This window comes from Cutibacterium nasicola (genome assembly GCF_052654715.2).
Genome location: NZ_CP199745.2, coordinates 2,490,248 through 2,511,321, shown reverse-complemented (window position 1 = coordinate 2,511,321; position 21,074 = coordinate 2,490,248). Strand labels below are relative to the sequence as shown.

19 protein-coding genes and 1 tRNA gene are annotated in these 21,074 nt (G+C 62.9%); 11 read left to right on the top strand and 9 right to left on the bottom strand.

Annotated features, from left to right (window positions below; translation table 11 throughout):
- Nucleotides 1-30 precede the first annotated feature (30 nt).
- Together ACUCCZ_RS11695 and ACUCCZ_RS11690 are read left to right on the top strand one after the other, a co-directional pair.
- Nucleotides 31-1,740 carry a sodium:solute symporter family protein gene (locus tag ACUCCZ_RS11695; RefSeq protein WP_435917523.1) on the top strand — a complete coding sequence of 570 codons (1,710 nt, stop codon included), beginning with the start codon at nt 31-33 and terminating at the stop codon, nt 1,738-1,740.
- Nucleotides 1,741-1,804: 64 nt separating this feature from the next.
- Nucleotides 1,805-2,023 (top strand): hypothetical protein, encoded by a 219-nt coding sequence (locus ACUCCZ_RS11690; protein WP_435917697.1) that lies wholly within the window; start codon nt 1,805-1,807, stop codon nt 2,021-2,023.
- A gap of 254 nt (nt 2,024-2,277) precedes the next feature.
- Here the strand turns inward: ACUCCZ_RS11690 and ACUCCZ_RS11685 are convergent, their stop codons facing one another.
- The 4 genes from ACUCCZ_RS11685 to ACUCCZ_RS11670 all read right to left on the bottom strand — a co-directional run bounded on the left by ACUCCZ_RS11685 (nt 2,278) and on the right by ACUCCZ_RS11670 (nt 4,741).
- Nucleotides 2,278-2,769 carry a hypothetical protein gene (locus ACUCCZ_RS11685; protein WP_435917698.1) on the bottom strand — a complete coding sequence of 164 codons (492 nt, stop codon included), beginning with the start codon at nt 2,767-2,769 and terminating at the stop codon, nt 2,278-2,280.
- A 69-nt stretch (nt 2,770-2,838) separates the two neighbouring features.
- Nucleotides 2,839-2,924, bottom strand: a tRNA-Ser gene (locus ACUCCZ_RS11680).
- 297 nt (nt 2,925-3,221) lie between these two features.
- The gene (locus tag ACUCCZ_RS11675) at nt 3,222-3,689 is read right to left on the bottom strand and encodes a hypothetical protein (RefSeq protein ID WP_435917699.1); all 468 of its coding nucleotides are present in this window, start codon (nt 3,687-3,689) and stop codon (nt 3,222-3,224) included.
- 398 nt (nt 3,690-4,087) lie between these two features.
- Nucleotides 4,088-4,741, bottom strand: coding sequence for a hypothetical protein (locus ACUCCZ_RS11670; RefSeq protein ID WP_435917524.1), 654 nt, complete (start codon nt 4,739-4,741; stop codon nt 4,088-4,090).
- A gap of 141 nt (nt 4,742-4,882) precedes the next feature.
- Between ACUCCZ_RS11670 and ACUCCZ_RS11665 the strand changes: the two genes are divergently transcribed.
- From ACUCCZ_RS11665 to ACUCCZ_RS11650, 4 genes are all read left to right on the top strand, one after another.
- On the top strand, nt 4,883-5,884 hold the full coding sequence (locus tag ACUCCZ_RS11665; RefSeq protein ID WP_435917525.1) for an NAD(P)H-quinone oxidoreductase: 1,002 nt from the start codon (nt 4,883-4,885) through the stop codon (nt 5,882-5,884).
- Between the two features lie 362 nt (nt 5,885-6,246).
- The gene (argG, locus tag ACUCCZ_RS11660; protein ID WP_435917526.1) at nt 6,247-7,674 is read left to right on the top strand and encodes an argininosuccinate synthase; all 1,428 of its coding nucleotides are present in this window, start codon (nt 6,247-6,249) and stop codon (nt 7,672-7,674) included.
- A 130-nt stretch (nt 7,675-7,804) separates the two neighbouring features.
- The gene (locus ACUCCZ_RS11655; RefSeq protein ID WP_435917527.1) at nt 7,805-8,296 is read left to right on the top strand and encodes a DUF4282 domain-containing protein; all 492 of its coding nucleotides are present in this window, start codon (nt 7,805-7,807) and stop codon (nt 8,294-8,296) included.
- 98 nt (nt 8,297-8,394) lie between these two features.
- Nucleotides 8,395-9,609 (top strand): MFS transporter, encoded by a 1,215-nt coding sequence (locus ACUCCZ_RS11650; RefSeq protein ID WP_435917528.1) that lies wholly within the window; start codon nt 8,395-8,397, stop codon nt 9,607-9,609.
- A 283-nt stretch (nt 9,610-9,892) separates the two neighbouring features.
- Here the strand turns inward: ACUCCZ_RS11650 and ACUCCZ_RS11645 are convergent, their stop codons facing one another.
- A complete protein-coding gene (locus ACUCCZ_RS11645) occupies nt 9,893-12,040 on the bottom strand; it encodes a cation:proton antiporter (RefSeq protein ID WP_435917529.1) in 2,148 nt (715 codons plus the stop codon).
- A gap of 358 nt (nt 12,041-12,398) precedes the next feature.
- Here ACUCCZ_RS11645 and ACUCCZ_RS11640 point away from each other — a divergent pair, with 358 nt between their 5' ends.
- Together ACUCCZ_RS11640 and ACUCCZ_RS11635 are read left to right on the top strand one after the other, a co-directional pair.
- The gene (locus ACUCCZ_RS11640; RefSeq protein ID WP_435917530.1) at nt 12,399-12,965 is read left to right on the top strand and encodes a WhiB family transcriptional regulator; all 567 of its coding nucleotides are present in this window, start codon (nt 12,399-12,401) and stop codon (nt 12,963-12,965) included.
- Between the two features lie 72 nt (nt 12,966-13,037).
- On the top strand, nt 13,038-13,793 hold the full coding sequence (locus ACUCCZ_RS11635) for an HAD family hydrolase (protein WP_435917700.1): 756 nt from the start codon (nt 13,038-13,040) through the stop codon (nt 13,791-13,793).
- A gap of 45 nt (nt 13,794-13,838) precedes the next feature.
- On the opposite strand, the gene ACUCCZ_RS11630 is transcribed toward ACUCCZ_RS11635, so the two are convergent.
- Genes ACUCCZ_RS11630 through aat form a run of 4 tightly spaced genes read right to left on the bottom strand, consistent with a single transcriptional unit; the run spans nt 13,839 to nt 18,186 of the window.
- Nucleotides 13,839-15,164 (bottom strand): DUF4921 family protein, encoded by a 1,326-nt coding sequence (locus ACUCCZ_RS11630; RefSeq protein WP_435917531.1) that lies wholly within the window; start codon nt 15,162-15,164, stop codon nt 13,839-13,841.
- On the bottom strand, nt 15,161-16,435 hold the full coding sequence (gene serS / locus ACUCCZ_RS11625) for a serine--tRNA ligase (RefSeq protein WP_435917532.1): 1,275 nt from the start codon (nt 16,433-16,435) through the stop codon (nt 15,161-15,163). Before serS ends, ACUCCZ_RS11630 begins: the two co-directional genes overlap by 4 nt.
- 45 nt (nt 16,436-16,480) lie before the next feature.
- Entirely contained in the window at nt 16,481-17,410 is a 930-nt protein-coding gene (gene pheA / locus ACUCCZ_RS11620; protein ID WP_435917533.1) for a prephenate dehydratase, read from the bottom strand.
- A 44-nt stretch (nt 17,411-17,454) separates the two neighbouring features.
- The gene (gene aat, locus ACUCCZ_RS11615; RefSeq protein ID WP_435917534.1) at nt 17,455-18,186 is read right to left on the bottom strand and encodes a leucyl/phenylalanyl-tRNA--protein transferase; all 732 of its coding nucleotides are present in this window, start codon (nt 18,184-18,186) and stop codon (nt 17,455-17,457) included.
- A gap of 192 nt (nt 18,187-18,378) precedes the next feature.
- Between aat and ACUCCZ_RS11610 the strand changes: the two genes are divergently transcribed.
- From ACUCCZ_RS11610 to ACUCCZ_RS11600, 3 genes are read left to right on the top strand one after another with little or no spacing between them, the layout of a single operon-like run.
- Nucleotides 18,379-19,329, top strand: a complete 951-nt coding sequence (locus ACUCCZ_RS11610; RefSeq protein ID WP_435917535.1) for a metal ABC transporter substrate-binding protein — start codon at nt 18,379-18,381, stop codon at nt 19,327-19,329.
- Between the two features lie 56 nt (nt 19,330-19,385).
- Complete coding sequence (locus ACUCCZ_RS11605; RefSeq protein ID WP_435917536.1) at nt 19,386-20,135, top strand: metal ABC transporter ATP-binding protein; 750 nt, start codon at nt 19,386-19,388, stop codon at nt 20,133-20,135.
- Nucleotides 20,132-21,073, top strand: a complete 942-nt coding sequence (locus ACUCCZ_RS11600; RefSeq protein WP_435917537.1) for a metal ABC transporter permease — start codon at nt 20,132-20,134, stop codon at nt 21,071-21,073. Before ACUCCZ_RS11605 ends, ACUCCZ_RS11600 begins: the two co-directional genes overlap by 4 nt.
- Nucleotide 21,074: the final 1 nt, after the last annotated feature.

The window sequence follows — 21,074 nt, the reverse complement described above, 5'->3', positions numbered from 1 at the left end:
TCGGCACAACAGAAAGGACCACCCCACACAATGCCGTTGGAGACGCTCATCAACGCGGGATTCGTTGACTACCTGATCCTGCTCATCTATTTCGTGTTCGTTCTCGGGATCGGGCTGGCCGCCAGGCACCAGGTGTCCGACTCCCTTGACTTCTTCCTGTCCGGGCGCAGCCTGCCCGGGTGGGTAACGGGGTTGGCATTCGTGTCAGCCAACCTTGGTGCCGTTGAGATCATGGGTATGTCGGCGAATGGAGCCCAGATCGGCATCCCGACCGTGCACTACTTCTGGATCGGAGCCATCCCGGCGATGGTCTTCCTCGGCATCGTCATGATGCCCTTCTACTACGGCTCCGGGGTGCGCTCGGTGCCGGAGTTCATGCTCAAACGATTCGGGCCTGCCGCCCACTTGGTCAACGCGATCTCGTTCGCGCTCGCCCAGTTGCTCATCGCAGGCATCAACCTCTACCTGCTGGGCACCATCGTCCACGCTCTGCTGGGATGGCCGCTGTGGGTGGCCCTCATCGTTGCTGCGGTGATCGTGCTTGCCTACATCAGCCTTGGTGGCTTGTCGGCAGCCATTTACAACGAGGTGCTGCAGTTCTTCGTCATCGTCGCCTCCCTGCTACCGCTGGTCGTCATCGGTCTGCACCGCGTCGGCGGATGGAATGGGCTCAAGGACAAGATCACCGCTGCAGCGCAGGCCCATCCCGACGCCGTGACTCCGGCTGCCCAGCAGCTGCACTCCTGGCCCGGCCAGGCGCTGTCGGGATTCGACAACCCAGTGATGTCGGTCATCGGCATCACCCTGGGACTCGGATTCGTGCTGTCCTTCGGCTACTGGACGACGAACTTCGTCGAGGTTCAGCGCGCCATGGCCTCTGACTCGCTGTCGTCGGCGCGCAAGACGCCGATCATCGGTGCTTTCCCGAAGATGCTGGTGCCGTTCCTCACTGTTCTGCCCGGGATGTTGGCGGCGGTTCTCGTGCCGGAGATCGCTCGGATGAAGGCGGGCGAGCAGGTCGCCGGTGGTGCGTCGGGCAACCTCGTCCAGTACAACGACTCGGTGTTGTTCCTCATTCGCAACCTGTTGCCGACCGGCTTGACAGGTGTCGCGATCACGGGCCTGCTGGCGGCGTTCATGGCCGGTATGGCCGCGAACATCTCGGCGTTCAACACTGTTTTCAGTGTGGACATCTGGCAGCATTACGTCATCAAGGACAAGTCTGACGTCTACTACGTCAAGGTTGGCCGGATCGCCACGGTCGTCGCGACGGTCATTGCGATTGGGACTGCGTTCCTGGCGTCCGGTTTCTCCAACATCATGGACTACCTGCAAACCCTCTTCGGGTTCTTCAACGCTCCGCTGTTCGCGACGTTCATCCTCGGCATGTTCTGGAAGAAGTCGACGCCTCACGCCGGTTGGTCGGGGCTCGTCGTCGGTACTCTCAGCGCCGTGACGGTGTGGGTCATGAGCCTGACCGGCGTGTTCACCCTGCCTGGTCAGGGAACTGCGTTCCTTGCTGCCACGGTCGGATTCCTCGCCGACATGATCGTCAGTGTTGTGATTTCGCTGTTCACGACGCCGAAGCCGGCCGCGGAGCTCGTCGGTCTGGTGTATTCGGAGACGCCGAAGGAGAGCCTTGTCGATCCGCGAGAGAAAAGCCTGCCGTGGTATCGGCGCACGGTTCCGCTCGGCATAACCGTGCTTGCCATCACCGCTGTTCTCAACATCATTTTCTGAGGAGGTTGTCATGTCGAACGAAACGCCCGCGGCCCGTCGCAATCGTCGCAAGGTCACCCGCGCGATGGATGTTCGTACCGTCATCGGTGACTTGCTTGCGCTCTACGGAGTCATTCTGACGATCACTGGTTTGGTCAAGGGGACAGACGCTCGAGCCGACGTGTGGGCCGGGATCTGCCTGCTCATCACCGGGGCGGCGTTCCTGATGTGGGTGAAGGTTCGCCCCATCAAGGTGCCGGAGGGTTCCAGAAAGACAGATGCTGGCACGTCTGAGGAGAGCTGACACCAGCTGGCACCTACCTGTGCCGGCTTGTTGGACTCCGTGCTGCGGTGTGGCCGGGCCGTGGATGACGCGGCCCGGCCACGTCATCATTTGACCGGTACCGTCGCTTTCCCACACGCCACCGGCCCCATCGTGGTCCACGACATGCACCGCGCGCCCGATCCGTCCTCACATACGAGTTGGACATGCGGAAGGCCACGGCATACCGAACTACTTCTGGAATGCCACGACCTTCTTGGGTCGCGATGGGGGGGTCAGAGGCTTTGACGATGTCTGCGCGAGTTGTCGAGACGGTGTGCGACGTCGACGGCCAGGTCATCCATGTCCTGCGGGTTCCCGACACCGGGACGAACGATGTGAGTGCGTCCGACGTGGCCGTGGTAGAGCGTGAGACGGGAACGCGACTGCGTGAGGGCTGCCTTGGTGACCTTGTCCCAGGTGCCGCGGCGATCCTGTCCAGCACCATGGATGTGGTAGCCCTCGTCGTCAAGATCGACGTACAGCTTCATGTGAACCATCGACCAGGCAGCAGTGACGGCCAGGGCAATGCCACATGCGAGGACGGCAATGAAGAGGATGGTCACGGCTTCATGCCAGTTGTTGGCGATGCTGACGATCATGAGGACGGCACCAATGATCGAAATGATGCCGGCGATGATGAATCCGCGGATCGGAGGCTCCGGCGACATGACGTGCCGGGTCGCGTCAGGTGGAAGATCCGTGAGGTCCTTCTTGGCCATCCCAATCTCCCGTCACTGCAAGGTTAATCTGTGAGGACTCGGCCCCGGCTGTCAGGCGTGAGGGGCGGACCCTCATGGCGGCGAGAGTGGGATTCGAACCCACGGAGGTTGCCCTCGGCCGCTTTCAAGGCGGCTGCACTCGTCCACTATGCGATCTCGCCAACCGAGCTCAACCCGGTAGTCACATCTTAGCCATGATTCGGCGGTGTTACTCACCGTCTCGCACAAGGGCGAGACATGGGGCCCGCGCATGGTCGTTGACATGAGCCTTGGTTCTCTGGGGTTGCTCGCAGCATCTTCGCCGCACCCCCCTTCCGTAATGTCTGTCCTGAGAGGTGCCCCTTCCTCTCCTCCCCTGCACACAGAACACTTGCCCCCAGGTAGGCCCGCCTTCAGCGACATCCAGCCATCGGGACACTGGCGCGGGTGTCTGAATCGCGAATCCTTCAGGCCTGCTCTCATTGCGTTCCCGGTTTTGTCAGCACTCCGATGAGCTCGTTGACCTTGAGCGGCTTGGAGGACGACCGCGTCGTGACGATCTCGCCTGACTGGTCACCCGATCGCCACCCGACTCTCCAGACCTCAGTCATGCGAAGGGTGTAATTGCCCGGGTGCTGGTAGATGTGGCCGCAATGTGGAGACTGGGCTCGCGGATCGGCGTTTGCGGGACGCGGGGTCGAGTGGGTGCAGCGGATGGTCTTCTCACCGGTCTCGTACACGGTCTCCACCCGTTGCGCGTCGAGTGAGACGACGATTCCATGCCCGGAATCACTCGCGGTGTGATGCTCAGCCCCTGGGTTGTGGAACCACAATGGCTGCCCCACAGCCGTGATGTTCCACTTGTTGGCCGAGGGACGCGGCTCAACGTCAATGACGGGTTTCGCCAATCGAATGCTCGTCGCGATGTCGATGGACCAAGCATTGATCTCGTCAGGCGTAGGGCCAGCGAGTCTCCTTGGTACCGGATGTGGGGCCCGACGACCGGGCTTCGGCTTGCCGTCACGCACATTGAGCCCTGGCAAATACGGTATCCGGTTGGCGGACAATATGGCTGAATCGATGTAAGCGTCACTCACCCACCGCTTGCGTGGTTCAGGCGATCCTGGTGACGTATGGCCACGGTGCTCGTCGACATGAGGGTGACGACGTTTGCGATCGGAGTCCCTGTGGCCTGGGGTCCCGTGCTTTCGACGAGAGACCCCGCCTTTGTACTTAACGCTGATTGATCCCCGGTTTGAATCCTCGCTGACTCCACCAGAACCGTCCGCAAACGCAAGAGTTCCAGTACACAGAATCGAGAGGATCAAAATCGCAAAGACGCTTTTTACGCGTGACATGAATCGACCTCGCCCGACTCAGCCTCAGCCACAACTAGACCATGCCCTTCATCGTCCATTGAAAGCTTATCTCTTCGAATACGACCCGATATCACCTTGTCATCCTTCGAATCCTTAAATCTCCAATCGGAGAAATCAGCACACCCCAGAATTGTGATATCAAAATCATTTTCGTCTGCGACTCGCGAAACCTTGACATCACGGAACGGACGATCGAGCGGCAAGGCTCGATGCCCTCGCTTCTTCGCCTCCATATACGCCTCGAACGTGGCGTCTGCGCCATCCTCACTCAGGATCGCCTTGAGCTCAGGCGACAAGGAATCGCCCGCGCCCTCAACCTCGAGCTTGTAGATCTCATCCAAGTACGTCTCATAAACCTTCTTCGCCTCCAAGAACAGCGCATCCTCCTTCGTCCCCGGAACCGGCGTCGCCGTCGCTTTCACGAACCTCGGCCCATCTGAACTCGAAGTCGCGGGCGAGCTCGTCGTCACCACACTCGGTGCCGGTGTCACTCCGCCCATCGAGCCAGAAGCGCCCCCGGCTCTACCACAGGCAGCTGTCCCCACAACTGCCACGACAAGGGCCGCTGTCGTCGCCACACGCCGTCGGCAGCGTCCGCCGTGCTCACCATTCATCACCATGGCGACAATCCTGAAGGACTGGTCAACCGTTGAGAACCCTCGGAACCAAAATCTGTGGACAACCTCGAAAACCTGTGGACAAGATCACCGGGTCATGTGACCGAACCCGGCATCCACCTCGCCCTGTGGCACGCTTGACGTATGCATGCGATCACCGTCCGCCCAACTGACAAGACAGACTCCAAGGGCCGCCATCGTCCAGGTCCCGAGTGCATCGAATGGACCGAAGTTCCGACACCCGAACCCGGTCCCGGCGAGGTCCTCGTCAAGGTGAAGGCAGCAGGCATCAATCGCGGCGACCTCCTGCAGCGTCAAGGCCTCTACCCGCCGCCGAAGGGCGTTTCCGAGACCATGGGCCTCGAGGTCACCGGGACTGTCTCCTCCCTCGGCACCGATGTCGACGGCTGGTCCGAAGGCGACGAGGTCGTCGCCCTGCTCGCCGGCGGCGGATATGCCGAGTACGTCATCGTCCCGGCCGGCCAGCTTCTCCCCATCCCTGCAGGCATCGACCCGGTCACCGCATCAACCCTCATCGAGGTCGCGGCCACCGTCATCTCCAACATGGACCACGTCAGCCTGTCCGAGGACGAGACCTTCCTCGTCCACGGTGGCGCCGGCGGCATCGGACAGTTCGCCATCCAGTACGCCAAGTCCCTCGGTTGCACGGTCATCACCACCTGTGGCACCACCGAGAAGCAGGAGTTCTGCCGCAACCTCGGCGCCGACGTCGCCCTCGACTACCACGAGGACTGGGTAGCCGGCGTCAAGGAAGCCACCGATGGTCGCGGCGTCGACGTCATCCTCGACGTCATGGGTGCCAAGTATCTTGGCCTCAATGTCGACGCCCTGGCGACCGGCGGCCGTCTCGACATCATTGGGATGCAGGGCGGCGTCAAGGGAGAGCTCAACATCGGCAAGCTCCTTATCAAGCGCGCCCTCGTCACCGCTACCAGCCTGCGCCCACGTCCCCTGGAGGAGAAGGCCAAGATCTGCCGGCGGGTCCGTGAGATTGCCTGGCCGCTCTACAGCAACGGAAGCATCAAGCCCGCTCCCGTTGAGTCCTTCCCCATGCCCGAGGCCGGCAAGGCCCACGCTCGCCTGGAATCCGGCGAAGTGCTCGGGAAGGTCGCGCTGACCCTCTGACCCTCCCCAACGGAGAACGACCTGTCACAGCCTCGGCTGCGGCAGGTCGTTGTGTGTGCACGGCCATGTAGTTCCCACGACCCGCTCAACCAGCCTGCCGACCATCCAGCCTCGACTCAGACCACCCCTCATTACATGACCCCACAGTGGTGATCCGGTTCCTGACCAATCCTTCTGCAGTCCCTTACAGCACCTTTCGCTTGCCCCACCCGATGGAACCCCCTCCCACTCCCGTATGGCTATCAGGGCCATACCCACGGTCTCTGCCAGCTGAGGTGGCACCACCCGCAATCAGCACCCGAATTCCACCACTGCCACTGGATCGCATATCCATTTGAGTATATGCATATATATGCGCTAGAGTGAACGGCGTGTCCAAGGTCATCACTCAGCTTCCCGTCGGCCAGCGCGTCGGCATCGCATTCTCCGGAGGTCTCGACACCTCGGTAGCCGTCGCGTGGATGCGCGAGAACGGCGCGATCCCGTGCACCTACACCGCTGACATCGGTCAGTACGACGAGCCCGACATCGCGTCAGTGCCGGGCCGCGCCCTCGACTACGGCGCAGAGATCTCCCGACTCGTCGACTGCAAGGCAGCCCTCGTCGAGGAGGGCCTGAGCGCCATCGCATGCGGCGCCTTCAACGTCCGCTCCGCCGGGCGACCCTACTTCAACACCACCCCCATCGGGCGCGCCGTCACCGGAACCCTGCTGGTTCGTGCCATGCACACTGACGACGTCTCCATCTGGGGCGACGGTTCCACCTACAAGGGCAACGACATCGAGCGGTTCTACCGCTACGGCCTGCTCGCCAATCCGCAGCTGCGCATCTACAAACCCTGGCTCGACGAGAACTTCGTCGCCGAGCTCGGCGGTCGCGACGAGATGAGCGCCTGGCTCACCGCCCACGACCTGCCCTACCGCGACTCCAAGGAGAAGGCCTACTCCACCGACGCCAACATCTGGGGTGCCACCCACGAGGCCAAGACGCTTGAGTCCCTGCACGTCTCGATCGAGTCCGTCGAGCCCATCATGGGCGTCAAGTTCTGGGACCCCGACGTCAAGATCGACACCGAGGAGGTGACGATCTCCTTCGAGCAGGGTATGCCCGTCGCCATCAACGGCAAGGAGTACGACAACAAGGTCGCCCTCGTCCTGGAGGCCAACGCCATCGGTGGCCGCCACGGACTCGGCATGAGTGACCAGATCGAGAACCGCATCATCGAGGCGAAGTCCCGCGGCATCTACGAAGCCCCAGGAATGGCCCTGCTCCACATCGCCTACGAGCGGCTCGTCAACGCCATTCACAACGAGGACACCCTCGCGACTTATCACAACGAGGGACGTCGTCTCGGGCGGCTGCTTTATGAGGGGCGCTGGCTCGACCCGCAGTCCCTCATGATCCGTGAGTCGCTGACTCACTGGGTTGCCAGCGCCGTCACGGGTTCGGTCACTCTCAAGCTGCGTCGCGGCTGGGATTATTCCATCCTCGACACCACGGGCCCGAACTTCTCGTACCATTCCGAGAAGCTGTCGATGGAGCGCGTCGAGGGCGCCGCATTCGGACCGACCGACCGTATCGGTCAGCTCACCATGCGCAACCTCGACATCGCCGACACCCGCGAGAAGCTGGAGCTCTATTCCGACCAGGGCCAACTCACCAGCCATGCCGACCTCGTCGGACAGCTGGAGTCCGGCGGCGCGGCGGCCATCGCGTCCAATGGATATGACGACGATGACGACAGCCAGAAGGCTCTCGACGCCGCCGCAATGGAATTCGGTGTCGACTGATCATTGGCCTCCTGAGTTCGGGCCGTCCGGGGTCACCTCGGACGGCCCGGATGAGTTACGCCAGCCGTTACCCAGTATTCAGAATGTGGGCTCTTGCACAGAGTCCCCCCTCAGCTGGCACACTATCGCCATGAGCAACAACACGACGCCGCCCAATGACTGGAATAGCTCCACCGGAAATTCCCCATATCAGTCGTCGAATTACCCCTCACAGCCCTACCCACAGAACAATCAGCCGTCTTACCCCTATGGGCCCGCTGGCTCCAGCCCATCGCCGTCTGACAATGACCAGAAGGGATTCTTCGGATCCCTGTTCGACATGTCCTTCAACTACTACGTGACGCCCAAGATCGCGAAGATCGTCTACATCCTGACGATCATCTGCGGCGTTGCGATGTGGATCGGCGCGATCATCACAGCTGGCGGCGTCGGCAGTGCCATCGGGGAAGCCGCTAACGACAGCTCCGGTGGCAGCGGCGTACTCGTCGTGTTCGCGATTCTCCTGGGATGGATCCCGGCATTCTTGTTCATCATTGGCGTGAGGATGCAGATCGAGTTCGTCCTTGCGCTCATCAAGACCAGCGAGAACACCTCCGCTCTCCGCCGGACGTTGAACCGCTGACCCATTCCCGACGGGCCGCACATCACTGCTGGTGTGCGGCCCTTGCCATGCCAAGATCGTGGACGCACGAGTCAGCAAGGTCGTTGTAGAGTGCTCAAATGCACGGTTACCGGGATGTCATCGCCGTCCGGGAGGTGTGGACGACCCTCCTCTTGTCGGCTCTCATCCGGATTTCGATTTTCAGCCTCGGAATCGTCATGAGTGTCCACGTTGTCAGCTCACTGCACCTGGACTACGTACGGGCCGGAGCCGTGACGACCGTTGTCACCATCGCAACGATGATTTCCGGGCCGTGGCGCGGCAGCATGGTTGACCGCAAAGGACTGCGGCGAACGATGCTCCCTTCCCTGGTCATTACGACGATCGCTTGGGGATTGTCGCCTTGGATGGGATATTTCCCACTCCTCGCGCTCTGTGCCATCGGTGGCCTGTGGAACTACCCGATCTTCACCATCCCACGCCAGGTCCTGATGGCCGCCGTACCAACATCCCGACGCCGCGCCGCGCTGTCGCTGGACTCGGTGACCGTGGAGATTTGCTACATGATCGGTCCGACGGTCGCCATCATTGCAGCGACGACCATCGGAACCCGGATCACCATTACCGCGTGTGGGTTCATCGCTGCCATCGGCGCTGCGGGGCTCATGATCCTCAACCCAGCGACCACGGAGCCGACCAAGGTCGATCCGGTGCCGCCCGCCGCACGGACCCCAGCGTCGGCGGCACCGGTCGTTCAGGCCCCTCACGACCGGACAATGGCGTGGCTGTCCCCCCGGTCGGCGTCCATCCTGTTCGCCGTCATCGCAGCCGGCTTCTGCCTGGGCGGGATGGAGCTGACGACCGTCGCAGCGATGAGGTCAATGGGCCGTCCCGAGACGATCGGATGGGTGCTCGCAGCCTCTGGTTTCGGGTCAGCGATCGGTGGCGTCATGTATGGCGCCCTGCCCCGAGGGGCGTCCACGGCGCTTCTCCTCTTCTTCCTTGGTGCGACGACCGCGCTGCCCTCGATGTCCAGCGGCCCTGGGTCGACCGCCATCCTGCTGTTCGTGGGTGGCGTGTTCTGCGCCCCGACGATCACCTCTTCCGTCGATGCCTTGACCGACCTGGTGCCGGCGGATTCTCGAGGAACCATCATCGGATGGCAGGGATCGTGTCTCAACGGTGGTACGGCCATGGCAGCTCCGTTGATTGGCGCCATCATGGACTCTCACGGGTGGCAATGGGGATTCCTCGTCGCTGGCATCACCAGCGCCATCATCGGAGCCCTCGTGTGGACGACGGCCAAGGTGGTGACGAGACGCCAGACCGCGTAATCGCTGATCCGCCTGTCCGACAGGCCCACCCCCCTGTTTCCCGATCACTGTCACCCCGAACCATCGTGGTGATCCTGCAAGCGGGCTACCCCGCTGCCACAACAGAGGGCGCCAGCCCCACAAGCGACCGGAATGACCACGGGGCGGGGAACGGAAGGGCGGGAAGAGGGAGAAGGGGAAAGGAAGAGGGGCTAAACGGAGTCGGTGGAGCGGGCAGGGGGACGACAGGTCCCACCACGGAGAAGGGCCCAAGAGCGACACAACCCCCTCAGGCCCTTCTCCCTCACCACTCGCTCGGCGAGTCCGCCGACATGGGCGACGGTCTTCCCGGACTCAACTCTTCGGCATGGGGCCGTACGGGTTCCTCATCACGCACATCGACAGTTGGCCCGAGCCCAGCCCTTTCCGCGTGGCCCGGGGTCGCACCAGATGGACCGAACCCGTCAGATCCTGCAGAAGCCGCTTTCTCCGCTGCCGCCTTGCGATCGGCGTCGATGCGGTCCCGGACTGCCTCCTCCGAGGACGGAACCGACATCGTCTGACGCTTCGGTTCCTCATCCTCGACAGGTGCAGGTTCCGGAGCATCCTTCCACTCATCGCCCAGGTAAATGATGGTGTCGCCGTCCTTCGGGTCACTCATGTCGATGTTCGCGACACTCACCGCCGACGGCTTGACGACAAACATCACGACTGCCTCGGGCAAGGCTTGGCGGAACTGTTCCCAAGTCCGATTCTCATCCAGCTCGACCCGACGCACCCTCTTGCCGCTGCGCCACATCTTGTCCATCGCCGAGTGGGTTGTCGGCGGGTCGAAGGCCGTCCTCGCCTTGAGAATCTGCGCGGCACCGGTGGTCGCGTCCTCGGCGTCGCCCTCATCCAGGCGCTCGAGCTGGAACACATTCGCCCGCCCCAACGCACGCCGATAATGCACCGATGCGATGGAGTTCGTGTCGTCGTCAGGAGTACACGCCACCATCGACGCGATACCCGCGAGGTCCATGTCCTCAGTCGCGTACTCGGACAGGAAGTCCGCCGCCTCGCACCTGAGTCCTGCTTTCCGGGCCGCGTAGAGGTCGTAAGCACGCCGGGTGACGATGAGGGTGGGAACGTCCAGGTCACGCAAGGTCCTCGCCGTGTCGATGCTCCAGGCCGGTGACCCCGCGAACATCACGCCGCGCGGACTTGCCGACGCCAGCCCCAGCCTCTCGGCGAGCCTGCCGATGCCCAGGCCGTAGATGGCCACCGTGCAGACGATGACGAGGAACACCAGCGGCACGAGTCGGTCGACCTGGCTCGCCATCCCCGCGATCTGGTCGGCGATGGAGACCAGCTGCTTGGCCCGCTGAGGATCGGAGCTGGCAAGCTCCGTGGCCTCCTTCCGGACGTTGCTGGCGGACTCGCTGAACTCCATGGCGAAGATTGACGTCACCGATGCCGCCACGATTCCTCGTGGGGCCATGAAAGCCATCAGGATGCGCTCCTGGCGAGTCGTCTCGGTCCTCATCAGTCCCAGCATCACCGACGCGGGCCGGATCACCAGTACGAGCAGGGCGACGAAGATCAGGCCTATCGGCAGGATGTCGACGATCTGGGAGGGCGTCACTCGTCCGGCCAGCATGATGAACAACACCCCGACGAGCAGCACCTGCAGGTGCTCCTTGAACTCGATGACGGGCTCGAGCTCGAGGTTGCGCTGGTTTGCCAGGTAGATGCCCAGCATCGTCACGGCGACCAGCCCGGACTCCTCACGTAGGAAGTTCGCCCCGACGCAGGTACCGACCGCGACCCCGACAAAGATCACGCCCTGCAGGAAGTCCGGGATGAGATGACGCCTCATCATGGCCGTGACGACCCACCCGATCGGCGCCGCGAACAATAGCCCAACCACCAGAGTGAGCCCCAGGTCCAGCACGCTTTGTCCGATCGAGGACCCATCGATGCTGCTGATGGCCTGGTAGACCAACAGGGCGAGGATCGCGCCCAGCGGATCGACGACGATGCCCTCCCACCTCAGCAGGGCGCTCACCCGTCGGGTGGGCCTCAACTGACGCAGGATCGGGTTGATGACCGTCGGGCCGGTGACGATGAGGATCGCGCCCAACAGCAGGGAAACACGACCGTCGAACCCCAAAGCCATCGCAGCCAGGGTGATGAGAGCCCACGCAATCCCCACGGTGACGGTGCACAACCGAAAAATCGGCCGTCCCAGGTCACGAACTTCGCGAAGCTTGAGCCCAAGTGACCCTTCGAAGAGGATGATTGCCACTGAGAGGTTGACACCGTCAAACAGGAGCTGCCTTCCGAAGATCTCATCGGGAGTAACCCACTGTCCGAGTACGAAACCGATCACCAGGAGGAACAGCAGCGCGGGTAGGCGTAAACGCCATCCGAGCCACTGGGCACCGACCGCAAGCGCGAGTACGAGTGCCATATATGTTGCTGCATCCACCGGGGCACTCTAACCGGCGCAGTGCCGGTTTTCCCACGCGAGGAAGCACGGGGACCGGGTGCCGGTGGGCCCTGACACGCCGCAGCGGCGTATACGAAAGTCGAATGGACTGATGACGGGCTGTCCAAAAGTACAGATCTGACTGTTCCGAAAATCACCTCTGTGATCTGCCCCAGCAGCCAAAACCCTGAAATGAGTACGTGAACATCCGCCTGACCAGGCTTTTTGGACGTCCGATTTGGTCACTGTCAATGTCAAGTCATTCTCTGAAAAGCACTTGTACCATCACAGCCAGTTGACGTTGAAACACGCCGCCTCGGCCCATTGGAAAGGAGTCATCGTGAATCGGACGAACGATTGCACCCTCCCGTCCTGCGCCAGCCTCAGAGCGGTCTTCCAGCACCCCCTGCTCGAGGGTGACAGCACTGCCGCCACACCCGACGAACAGCGTCTGGAGCGCGCTCTGCAGGCCCGCGCTCGAGCTGCCTGCTCCGCCTGCCCTCTCTTCGAACAGTGCCTTGAGAACGCCATCCTCGACCACGACGTCGCTGGATTCGCTGCTGGCACAACCCCGCGTCAGCGCTCCCGTATTCGCTCCTGCCTGGGGGTCCGGGTTCGTCCCGACGACTTCGAGTCCTTGGCCGGAGCCATCGGTCGCGGGCACCAGGTGTCCACCCAGGAGGTCGTCAGGCTCCGTCGGACTCACCCCAACCAACCGCTGAGCTTCATCGCAGACCGTCTCGGCTGCTCGCTGTCCACCGTGAAGCGTCACCTGCGTCGGGCTCGCGACACCTCGTCGGTCCCGCGCCGCAAGGCTCCTGCGAAAGTCAAGACGACCAGCCTGGCCGCTGCGTACGAGTCGGTGACCGGACGCCCGCACCCGAGCCGCGCACGGCTGGCTGCCTGAGAAAGTCACGTCCTGTTCACCGCATGACCATCACACGGTGGCAGTCTGGCTGACATGACATTCAATCCTCGTATGGTGGCCCTCGACATCGACGGGACCCTCGTCGATTTTGAGGGCGAACTCCCGGACTCAATCCGTATGGCGGTCGCCAAGATCGACGTCCCTGTCGTCCTGGCGACCGGGCGAGGGCTCTTCGGAGCCATCCCCGTCCATGAGGCTCTCGGCCTGCAGGGAGGGCATGTGGTGGTGTCCAACGGAGCCGTCACCGCGACGATGTCCCCCGTCAAGGTCGAGTCCCAAGTCACCTTTGATCCGCGACCCATCATCGATCACGTCATGGACGTCTACCCGCAAGCGCTCATCGCGGTTGAGGATGTCGGCGTCGGTTACCGCCTCAACCAGCTCTTCCCCGCCGGGGAGCTGCAGGGCGAACTCCACATCGAGACCATTGACGAGTTGCGCTCCCGTCCGGCCCCGCGCGTCATCATCCGCGACCCGAACGGTTATGCCGACTCCTTCCGCGACCTGGCCCACAGCCTCGACCTGCACAGCGTCTCCTACGTCATCGGCTGGTCGGCCTGGCTCGACATCACTCCGGAGGGCGTGACGAAGGCCTCTGCCCTTGACACCCTGTGCCGTATCAAGGGCATCGATCCCAAGGACGTGCTGGCCATCGGCGACGGCAACAACGATGTCGAGATGTTGCAGTGGGCTGGACGTGGAGTGGCCGTCGGCGACGCCCCCGACTCCGTCAAGGCCATTGCTGACGACGTCGCCCCCTGCTTTGCCGACGGCGGCACCGCAGTCGAGCTGGGACGCTGGTTCTGAGACCGGTCACTCCGCCTGGCTGCCCCCGATAGCCGGGAACCGGCCTCAGTCGACCTGCCCTGCCCGCAACACACCCGGTTCAATGCGACACTCCGCCCCGAGGTCCATCGGGGCGATACGCCCTGCCGCCCGGGCCTCGAAGAGCTTCGGCAGCAGCATCGCGGTCAGAGTCGTCGGGGAGATGGTGTTGACGTAGATCTTCGTCCCGCCCTCGAACCCGGCCAAGGTCGAGATGCGCAACTTGAGGATGATCCGCCACGGCACCGGCACTCCGGTCCTCATCGGACGGTAATGCCACTCCTCATTGGCCGGCACATCATCGCTGACGGCGACGTGGGCGGCGTGCAACAGGTCCGACATGGCGTCAATCCCGTCGTCGTCGACACGCCACGGCTGGTCAGCGCGGCCCGTCGACCACACCTCGACCGAAGGGTATCTGTGGCCAAAACCAACCATCATGACAGCGCCCTCGTTGCGGGCCAGCACCAGACCGTGCTCGACCGCGAAATCAGGCCCCCAGCGATTGAAAATGCCCGGGTCGAGGACGGCCTTGGACAGCACCGACTCGTTGTCGGCTCCCACCTCGTCAATGGCCACCAGCTGCTTGTGCAGATGATCGAACGACGCCCCGGCCGGCTTGAGCCAGTTCTGGAAGGCCACCACATAGCGGACGTGCTTGTTGTGTCGGTGCAGCTGGATCATCGAGTCGACGGTCAGGGCCATGAACGCCCGGTGCTCGTCAACGGTCAGGCTTGCCGATCCGGCAACATCGGCCGTCGTCGTCGCGTCGTCGGTGTAGTGCCGTCTGGCGACGATGACGTCGTGCCCACCGGCGAAAAAGGCCGCAGAGGCCTCCCGCAACTCCTTCGGGTCGAGGTCCTCACCGCGCTTGTCCGCCCCAACCGCCTTGAACTTGGCGTTGAGAACCGACCGGACATGGGCCTCCCCCGCCGGGTTTGACAGGTATTCCTCCTGCCAGTCGCGCGAGGCACGCGGGAGGTCCATCCCCCAGTTGATCTGCCAGTACTGCCACGACAAGATCTCGAACAAGTTGGGTATCCGTCGGAACTCCGCGATGGTGGCGTCGAGCTGGTCCGCCGGGACGCGACGCACGAGGTCGTGGCCCCGCACCCGCCCGCCGTCACGCTTCACCAACCGGGTCTTCTCCGGAGGGGTCGCCAGCAGGTTGTCCGGGCAGAAGGCGCAGGTCGCGCGACGATCGCGCTCGGTCAGCTCCCGAGTCTGCGCGGCTGGTTCACCCAGCGGACGGGCGCCGCGGCCAGGAATCGTCCACACCTTCGTACCCGTGAACGGGTTGACCTGCTTGATGGTGCCGTCGGGCAGTTCCCAGTAGTACGGCTCGTCACTCACATCGACGGCTCGATGAACTCGCGACCACCGAGGTGGGGACGCAGCGCCTCGGGCACACGCACCGAACCGTCAGCCTGCTGGTGATTCTCCAGCAGCATGATGATGATGCGGGTCATCGCGCACAGGGTGCCATTGAGGGTGGCCAGCGGTTCGACCCCGTCAGGTCCGCGGTGACGGATGGAGAGACGACGTGCCTGGAAGGTCGTGCAGTTCGAGGTCGAGGTGATCTCGCGGTAACGACTCTGGGTCGGCAGCCAGCCGTAGCAGTCGTACTTGCGAGCGGCCGAAAGGCCCAGATCACCGGAGGCGACGTCGAGCACCTGGAACGGGATCTCCAGCGCCGAGATGAAGTCCTTCTCGAAGCTCAGCAGCTTCTCGTGCCAGCCCTCGGCCTCCTCGGGCAGGCAGTAGACGAACATCTCGACCTTGTCGAACCAGTGGACGCGGAAGATACCGCGGGTGTCCTTGCCATAGGAGCCGGCCTCGCGTCGGTAGCACGGGGAGAAAGCGACGTAGCGCTTCGGCAGCTCGGCGTCGGCGAGGATCTCGTCGGAGTGGAACGCAGCCAGGGCAACCTCGGAGGTGCCCACCAAGTACTGGTCGTCCTTGGGCAGGTAGTAGACGTCGTCAGCGGCCTGGCCGAGGAATCCGGTTCCCTCCATTGCCGAGGGCTTGACGAGAGCCGGCGGGATCATCGGGGTGAATCCCCACTGCGCTGCCTTCGACATCGCCAGGTTCAGCAAGGCGAACTCCAGCTGGGCGCCGACGCCGGTGAGGACGTAGAAGCGGGAGCCGGAAATCTTGGTACCGCGCTCCATGTCGATCGCGCCAAGGGCCTCGCCGATCTCGAGATGATCCTTGGGTACGAAGCCCTCCGCGGCGAAGTCACGTGGGGTGCCGACGGTCTCCTTGATGACTCCCTCATCCTCGCCACCAGCGGGAACGCCATCGATGACGATGTTGCCAAGGGTCTTGGCGAGCTCGACGAACTGGGCGTCAGCCTCGTCAGCGGCCTTCTTGAGATCGGAGACCTCACTGGCAATCGACTTGGTGCGAGCCAGCAACTCGGCCTTCTCGTCGCCGGACGCCTTGGCGATGCGCTTGCCCAGCCCCTTCTGTTCAGCGCGCAGGTTCTCGTGGGCGGCAATGGCCTCACGACGAGCCTCATCAGCAGCGATGATCTCGTCGACGACCGAGGGATCCTCATCGCGGGCGATCTGGGAGCGGCGAACGGAATCCGGATCCGTTCGCAGGAGCTTGGGATCGATCATGTGGCCGATCCTACCGGTCGGGAGCCTGCGAGGACGATGCGTACGTCACGATTTCCCGATGACCCCTTGGAACCACTTCTCCGCAGCCACGTAGTCCTCGTCGCTGAAGCCGCGGATGACATCAGGACCCTCCGGAGACGCAAGCCCCCTTGTGGAACCGTTTGGATAGGATCCGAGGAAGATCACCTGACGGCTGATCCGGTACAACCCCTTGAGCGCAGCAGCCATCCTTTCGTCCGCGACGTGACCGATGGCGTCAATGGAGAAGCAGTACTCACCGAGACGGTCCTTGGTCGGCCTCGATTCAATTCTCGACAGATTGATTTTGCGGAAGGAGAACTGCTGCAGGATTTCCAACAAGGCACCCGGGTGATCGCTTGGGGGAACGACGACAACAGTCGTGCGGTCGTCCCCTGTGCGAGCACTCATCTGGCCACTTCTCGCGACCAAGATGAATCTCGTGACAGCATTCGGATTGTCCGCAATTGCCTGTGCCACAGCTGTCAATCCATACATCGTTCCCGCAACTTCGGCGCAGACTGCAGCATCATAACGGGACTGTGGGTCCGACACCTCCTTCGCTGCGGCGGCAGTCGACCCGCCCTGGGTGACGTCAACGTGCTTCGGGAGGTTGGCAGCAAGCCAGTCCCGGCACTGGTTCGCGGCATGGGGGTGGGTCAGGACGTGGCGGATCGATGACAGCGTCGTCCCGGGTCGAACGTAAAGATTGAATTGCACCGGGATGACGACCTCACGAACAATGTGCACACCGCCCAGAGTGGCGAGGGTGTCCAGGGTCGCGCTCACCCCGCCCTCGACGGAATTTTCGATGGGGACCAACGATGCCTCGACGTCACCGTCGACGACTCCTTGCAATGCGGCGCCAACCGTCGCATAGGGGCGTGCATCGACATGGCCGAGGGTCTTGAGGGCCTGATGGGTGAAAGTGCCTGCGGGGCCGAAGTATCCGTACACGCGGTCAGACTATCCGCGAGATCACCACAGTGACCCCGACTCCATCAGACGGGCATTTCGCGCAGCCGATCAAGGAGCTGGACGCCGTTCCACGCCGGATCATCGGGGCTCGTCCAGTGCGGAGCCGGACGATCCAGGGCGTCATCGAGGAGATTGAGGTATTCCGCCCGGTCGACCTCAGTGACGCCGAGACGTGCCAGGTGTGGGGTGCTCCACTGCACGTCCAACAATCCCGACCCGAGTTCACACACCAGCCTCAGCAACGCCGTCTTGGAGGCGTCGCGCCCATGTTGAGGGTCATGGAACATCGATTCCCCGCTGAACAATCCGCTCACACTGACGCCGTAGAGCCCGCCCACGAGACGACCCGTGTCGTCCCAGGTTTCCACCGAATGAGCCCAGCCTCGCTCATGGAGGTAGCCATACGCCTCGATGACGTGGTCATCAATCCAGGCGTAGGGGCGATTCGGGTCAGCGCATCGTGCGATGACCTCATCAAAGGCGCGGTCGACGGTGGTTGTCTGGTGCTTGGTCGACTTGCGCAGGCTGCGAGCGACCTTGAGATGACCGGGCAGCAGGATACCTCGGCGCATGGGAGACCACCACGCCGTCGCGCCCTGGAACTCCGGGGGTACCTCGTCATCAGTGATGGGCATGGGAAAGACGCCCTCGTGGAGCGCCGCCAACACCAGGTGAGGGCTGAGAGCTCCCGTGATCGCGATGAGATCCTCGTCAGGCCATTGATCCGGGTCTCCGAAAAGTTCTGGAACCGTCACTGACCTGGCCTCCTGTTGACACTGCCGGTCCATTGTCCACCCTCACAGCGACATCGAGTGCGAGAGGTATCTGGAGCGGGGAGGTGCGAAATCCCCACCCCCTCACATTAGGTAAGGCTCACCTTTGCTATGGTCTCGATTGCTCATGTGACCGCACGGGCACACACCTCACACCACCTAGGAGCCAGGCTCATGAAGTCCTCCATCCTTCGATCAGCGGCTGCCGTCGTCGCAGCATTGACCATGACTGCCGGCATCGGCGGCTGTTCCACCGAGAAGTCCAATCCTGAATCCGGTGATTCCGGCAAGAAGGTTCTCAACGTCGTTGCCTCCACCGGATACCTCGGAGACGCCGTCCACAACATCGCCCCTGACGCCAAGGTCAAGGTGCTCGTCAAGCCCGGCGGCGACCCCCACACCCAAGAACTGTCCACCGGTGACATCGAGGCCATCGAGAAGGCCGACGTCGTGGTATGGACCGGCCATGACATGGAACACCACATGATGGACCACTTCGACAAGCTCAAGGCCAAGCAGGTCCCCGCCGCTGAATCCATCCCCGAGTCCGATCTGCTCCCCTGGGAGGAGGACGGCAAGGTCGAGGGCCACGATCCTCACGTGTGGAACTCCCCCGACAACTGGAAGCACGTCGTGACCGCCACCGCCAAGAAGCTGGGTGAGATCGACAAGGCCAACGCCGACACCTACGAGAAGAACGGCGAGGCCTACAACAAGAAGATCGATGAGGAGAAGAAGAAGGCGGGCGAACTCTTCAACCAGATCCCCAAGGGTCATCGCATCCTCATCACCGGTCACGACGCCTTCAACTATCTCGGCAAGACCTACGGCATCGAGATCCACGCCACCGACTTCGTCTCTTCGGAGTCCGAGATGAGCGCGGCTCAGCTGGACGACCTCGCCAAGCTCATTGCCGACAAGAAGATCAAGACCATCTTCCAGGACAACCTCAAGAACCCTGAAGCCATCAAGCACCTCAAGGAGGCCGTCGCCGCCAAGGGTGGATCCGTGACCGTGTCCGACAAGCCGCTGTACGCCGACTCGCTCGGCGAGGCCGCCCCGGTCGACACCTACCTGGGCGTCTTCCAGTACAACGCGGAAACCATCACCAACGCCCTCAAGTGAGCGGAACAGTGCCGCCCATGACCACGTGGGCGGCACCTGTCTGCAAGGAGAAGCCCATGTCCTCCCCCGAACCAGCAGCCCTCGAGGTTGACGACCTCACCGTCGCGTACCAGGACACCATCGCCGTGTCCCACGCCAGCCTCAGCTTGCCCACGGGTGAGGCCCTGGCCCTCCTTGGCCCCAATGGGGCTGGCAAGTCCACCCTCATGAAAGCCACTCTCGGGCTCATCCCCACCCTCACCGGGTCAGTCCAGATTTTCGGCAAACCCCTCAACCAGATACGTCACCGCATCGGGTACATGCCACAAGCCGCTGACGTCGACTGGGACTACCCGGCGACTGTCGGAGATGTCGTGGCTCAGGGAACCTTTGGCAGACTTGGGTGGTTCAAGCGCCCCGGAGCTGCGGAGAAGCAGATCGTCCGGGAGTCGCTGGAGACCGTCGGCATTGCGAAGTACGCCGACCGGCATATCACTGAACTCTCCGGTGGACAGAAACAGCGGACCTTCATGGCGCGGATCCTGGCCCAGCGCCCCGACTTCTTCTTCATGGACGAGCCCTTCGCCGGCGTCGACGCGGCCAGCGAGCGCACCCTGATGTCCGTTCTTGACATACTCGTCTCGGAGGGCAAAACCCTCGTCATCGTCCATCACAACCTCGCCAGTGTGGCCAGCATCTGTACCTGGGCGTGCCTGCTGGCAGAGGGGAAGGTCGTCTCCTTCGGGCCCCTTGCCGAGGCTTTCACCACCGAGACCGTCCACACTGCCTACGGCATCAGCGACGACATCTTCACGGGGGCACGATGAGCGACCTCGTTCTTGCCGAGATCGTCCCCGCCTCGGAGTTCTTCGGCAGCTACACCTACCGGACGATGCTCATCGGCACGGTCCTCATCGGACTGTTCTCCGGCGGGCTGGGGTGTCTGCTGTACCAGCGGAAACAGTCCCTGTTGGCCGACGTCATCGGGCACTCCGCCATCGCAGGGGTCGTCGGGGCCTTCATCGTGGCGGCCGCGGTGTTCAACGTCAACGGTCGCTCCATGGTCACCTTGACGATCGGTGCCGTCATCTCGTCGGCGCTCGCGGCCCTGCTGGCCAACGTCATCAGCGCCCACTCGCGGGTGAGTATCGACGCAGCGATGGCCATTTGCCTGGCACTCTTTTACGGCGGTGGCATGGTCGGGCTGCGCATCATCGCCCAGTCCACCCTGCCCAACCGTCAGGGAATCAACACCTACCTCTTCGGTAACGCCGCCACTCTGACGACCGAGGACAACATCGTCATCCTCGTCTTCGGGCTCATCGCGGTCGGGGTGGCGACCCTCACCTGGCGTGGGCTGACACTTTTCATCTTCGACCCGGTCTTCGCAACGATGTCCGGATACTCCGGGCGTACCGTGTCGACGATTCTGTTCCTGGTAACGACGACGGCCATCGTCATCGGGGTCAAGACCGTGGGACTGGTACTCATGATCGCCTTGGCCATCATGCCGGCTGCCGCCGCCCGGCTGTGGGTACGCCACATGCACACCATGATCATCCTCGCCGCGATCTTGGGAGCGCTGTGCGGAGCCGCCGGTTCCTACCTGGCCGTGTGCATGGGCCGGGTGCCGACCGGGCCGGTCATCGTCGTCGTGTTGTTCGTCGTGTTCGCCTTCTCCATGCTCTTCTCCCCGCACCGGTCATTGACCCAGATCTGGGTGTCACGGCGTCGCGCACTGGCAGCACAGGCAGAGGAGAACTGAC

Excerpts from the sequence above, each read along its gene's own strand:
- ACUCCZ_RS11610 (WP_435917535.1), top strand. The coding sequence starts at position 18,379 with ATGAAGTCCTCCATCCTTCGATCAGCGGCTGCCGTCGTCGCAGCATTG.
- ACUCCZ_RS11600 (WP_435917537.1), top strand. The coding sequence starts at position 20,132 with ATGAGCGACCTCGTTCTTGCCGAGATCGTCCCCGCCTCGGAGTTCTTC.
- ACUCCZ_RS11690 (WP_435917697.1), top strand. The coding sequence starts at position 1,805 with ATGGATGTTCGTACCGTCATCGGTGACTTGCTTGCGCTCTACGGAGTC.
- ACUCCZ_RS11605 (WP_435917536.1), top strand. The coding sequence starts at position 19,386 with ATGTCCTCCCCCGAACCAGCAGCCCTCGAGGTTGACGACCTCACCGTC.
- ACUCCZ_RS11650 (WP_435917528.1), top strand. The coding sequence starts at position 8,395 with ATGCACGGTTACCGGGATGTCATCGCCGTCCGGGAGGTGTGGACGACC.
- ACUCCZ_RS11670 (WP_435917524.1), bottom strand. The coding sequence starts at position 4,741 with ATGGTGATGAATGGTGAGCACGGCGGACGCTGCCGACGGCGTGTGGCG.
- ACUCCZ_RS11645 (WP_435917529.1), bottom strand. The coding sequence starts at position 12,040 with ATGGCACTCGTACTCGCGCTTGCGGTCGGTGCCCAGTGGCTCGGATGG.
- ACUCCZ_RS11655 (WP_435917527.1), top strand. The coding sequence starts at position 7,805 with ATGAGCAACAACACGACGCCGCCCAATGACTGGAATAGCTCCACCGGA.
- ACUCCZ_RS11665 (WP_435917525.1), top strand. The coding sequence starts at position 4,883 with ATGCATGCGATCACCGTCCGCCCAACTGACAAGACAGACTCCAAGGGC.
- serS (WP_435917532.1), bottom strand. The coding sequence starts at position 16,435 with ATGATCGATCCCAAGCTCCTGCGAACGGATCCGGATTCCGTTCGCCGC.
- ACUCCZ_RS11635 (WP_435917700.1), top strand. The coding sequence starts at position 13,038 with ATGGTGGCCCTCGACATCGACGGGACCCTCGTCGATTTTGAGGGCGAA.
- ACUCCZ_RS11695 (WP_435917523.1), top strand. The coding sequence starts at position 31 with ATGCCGTTGGAGACGCTCATCAACGCGGGATTCGTTGACTACCTGATC.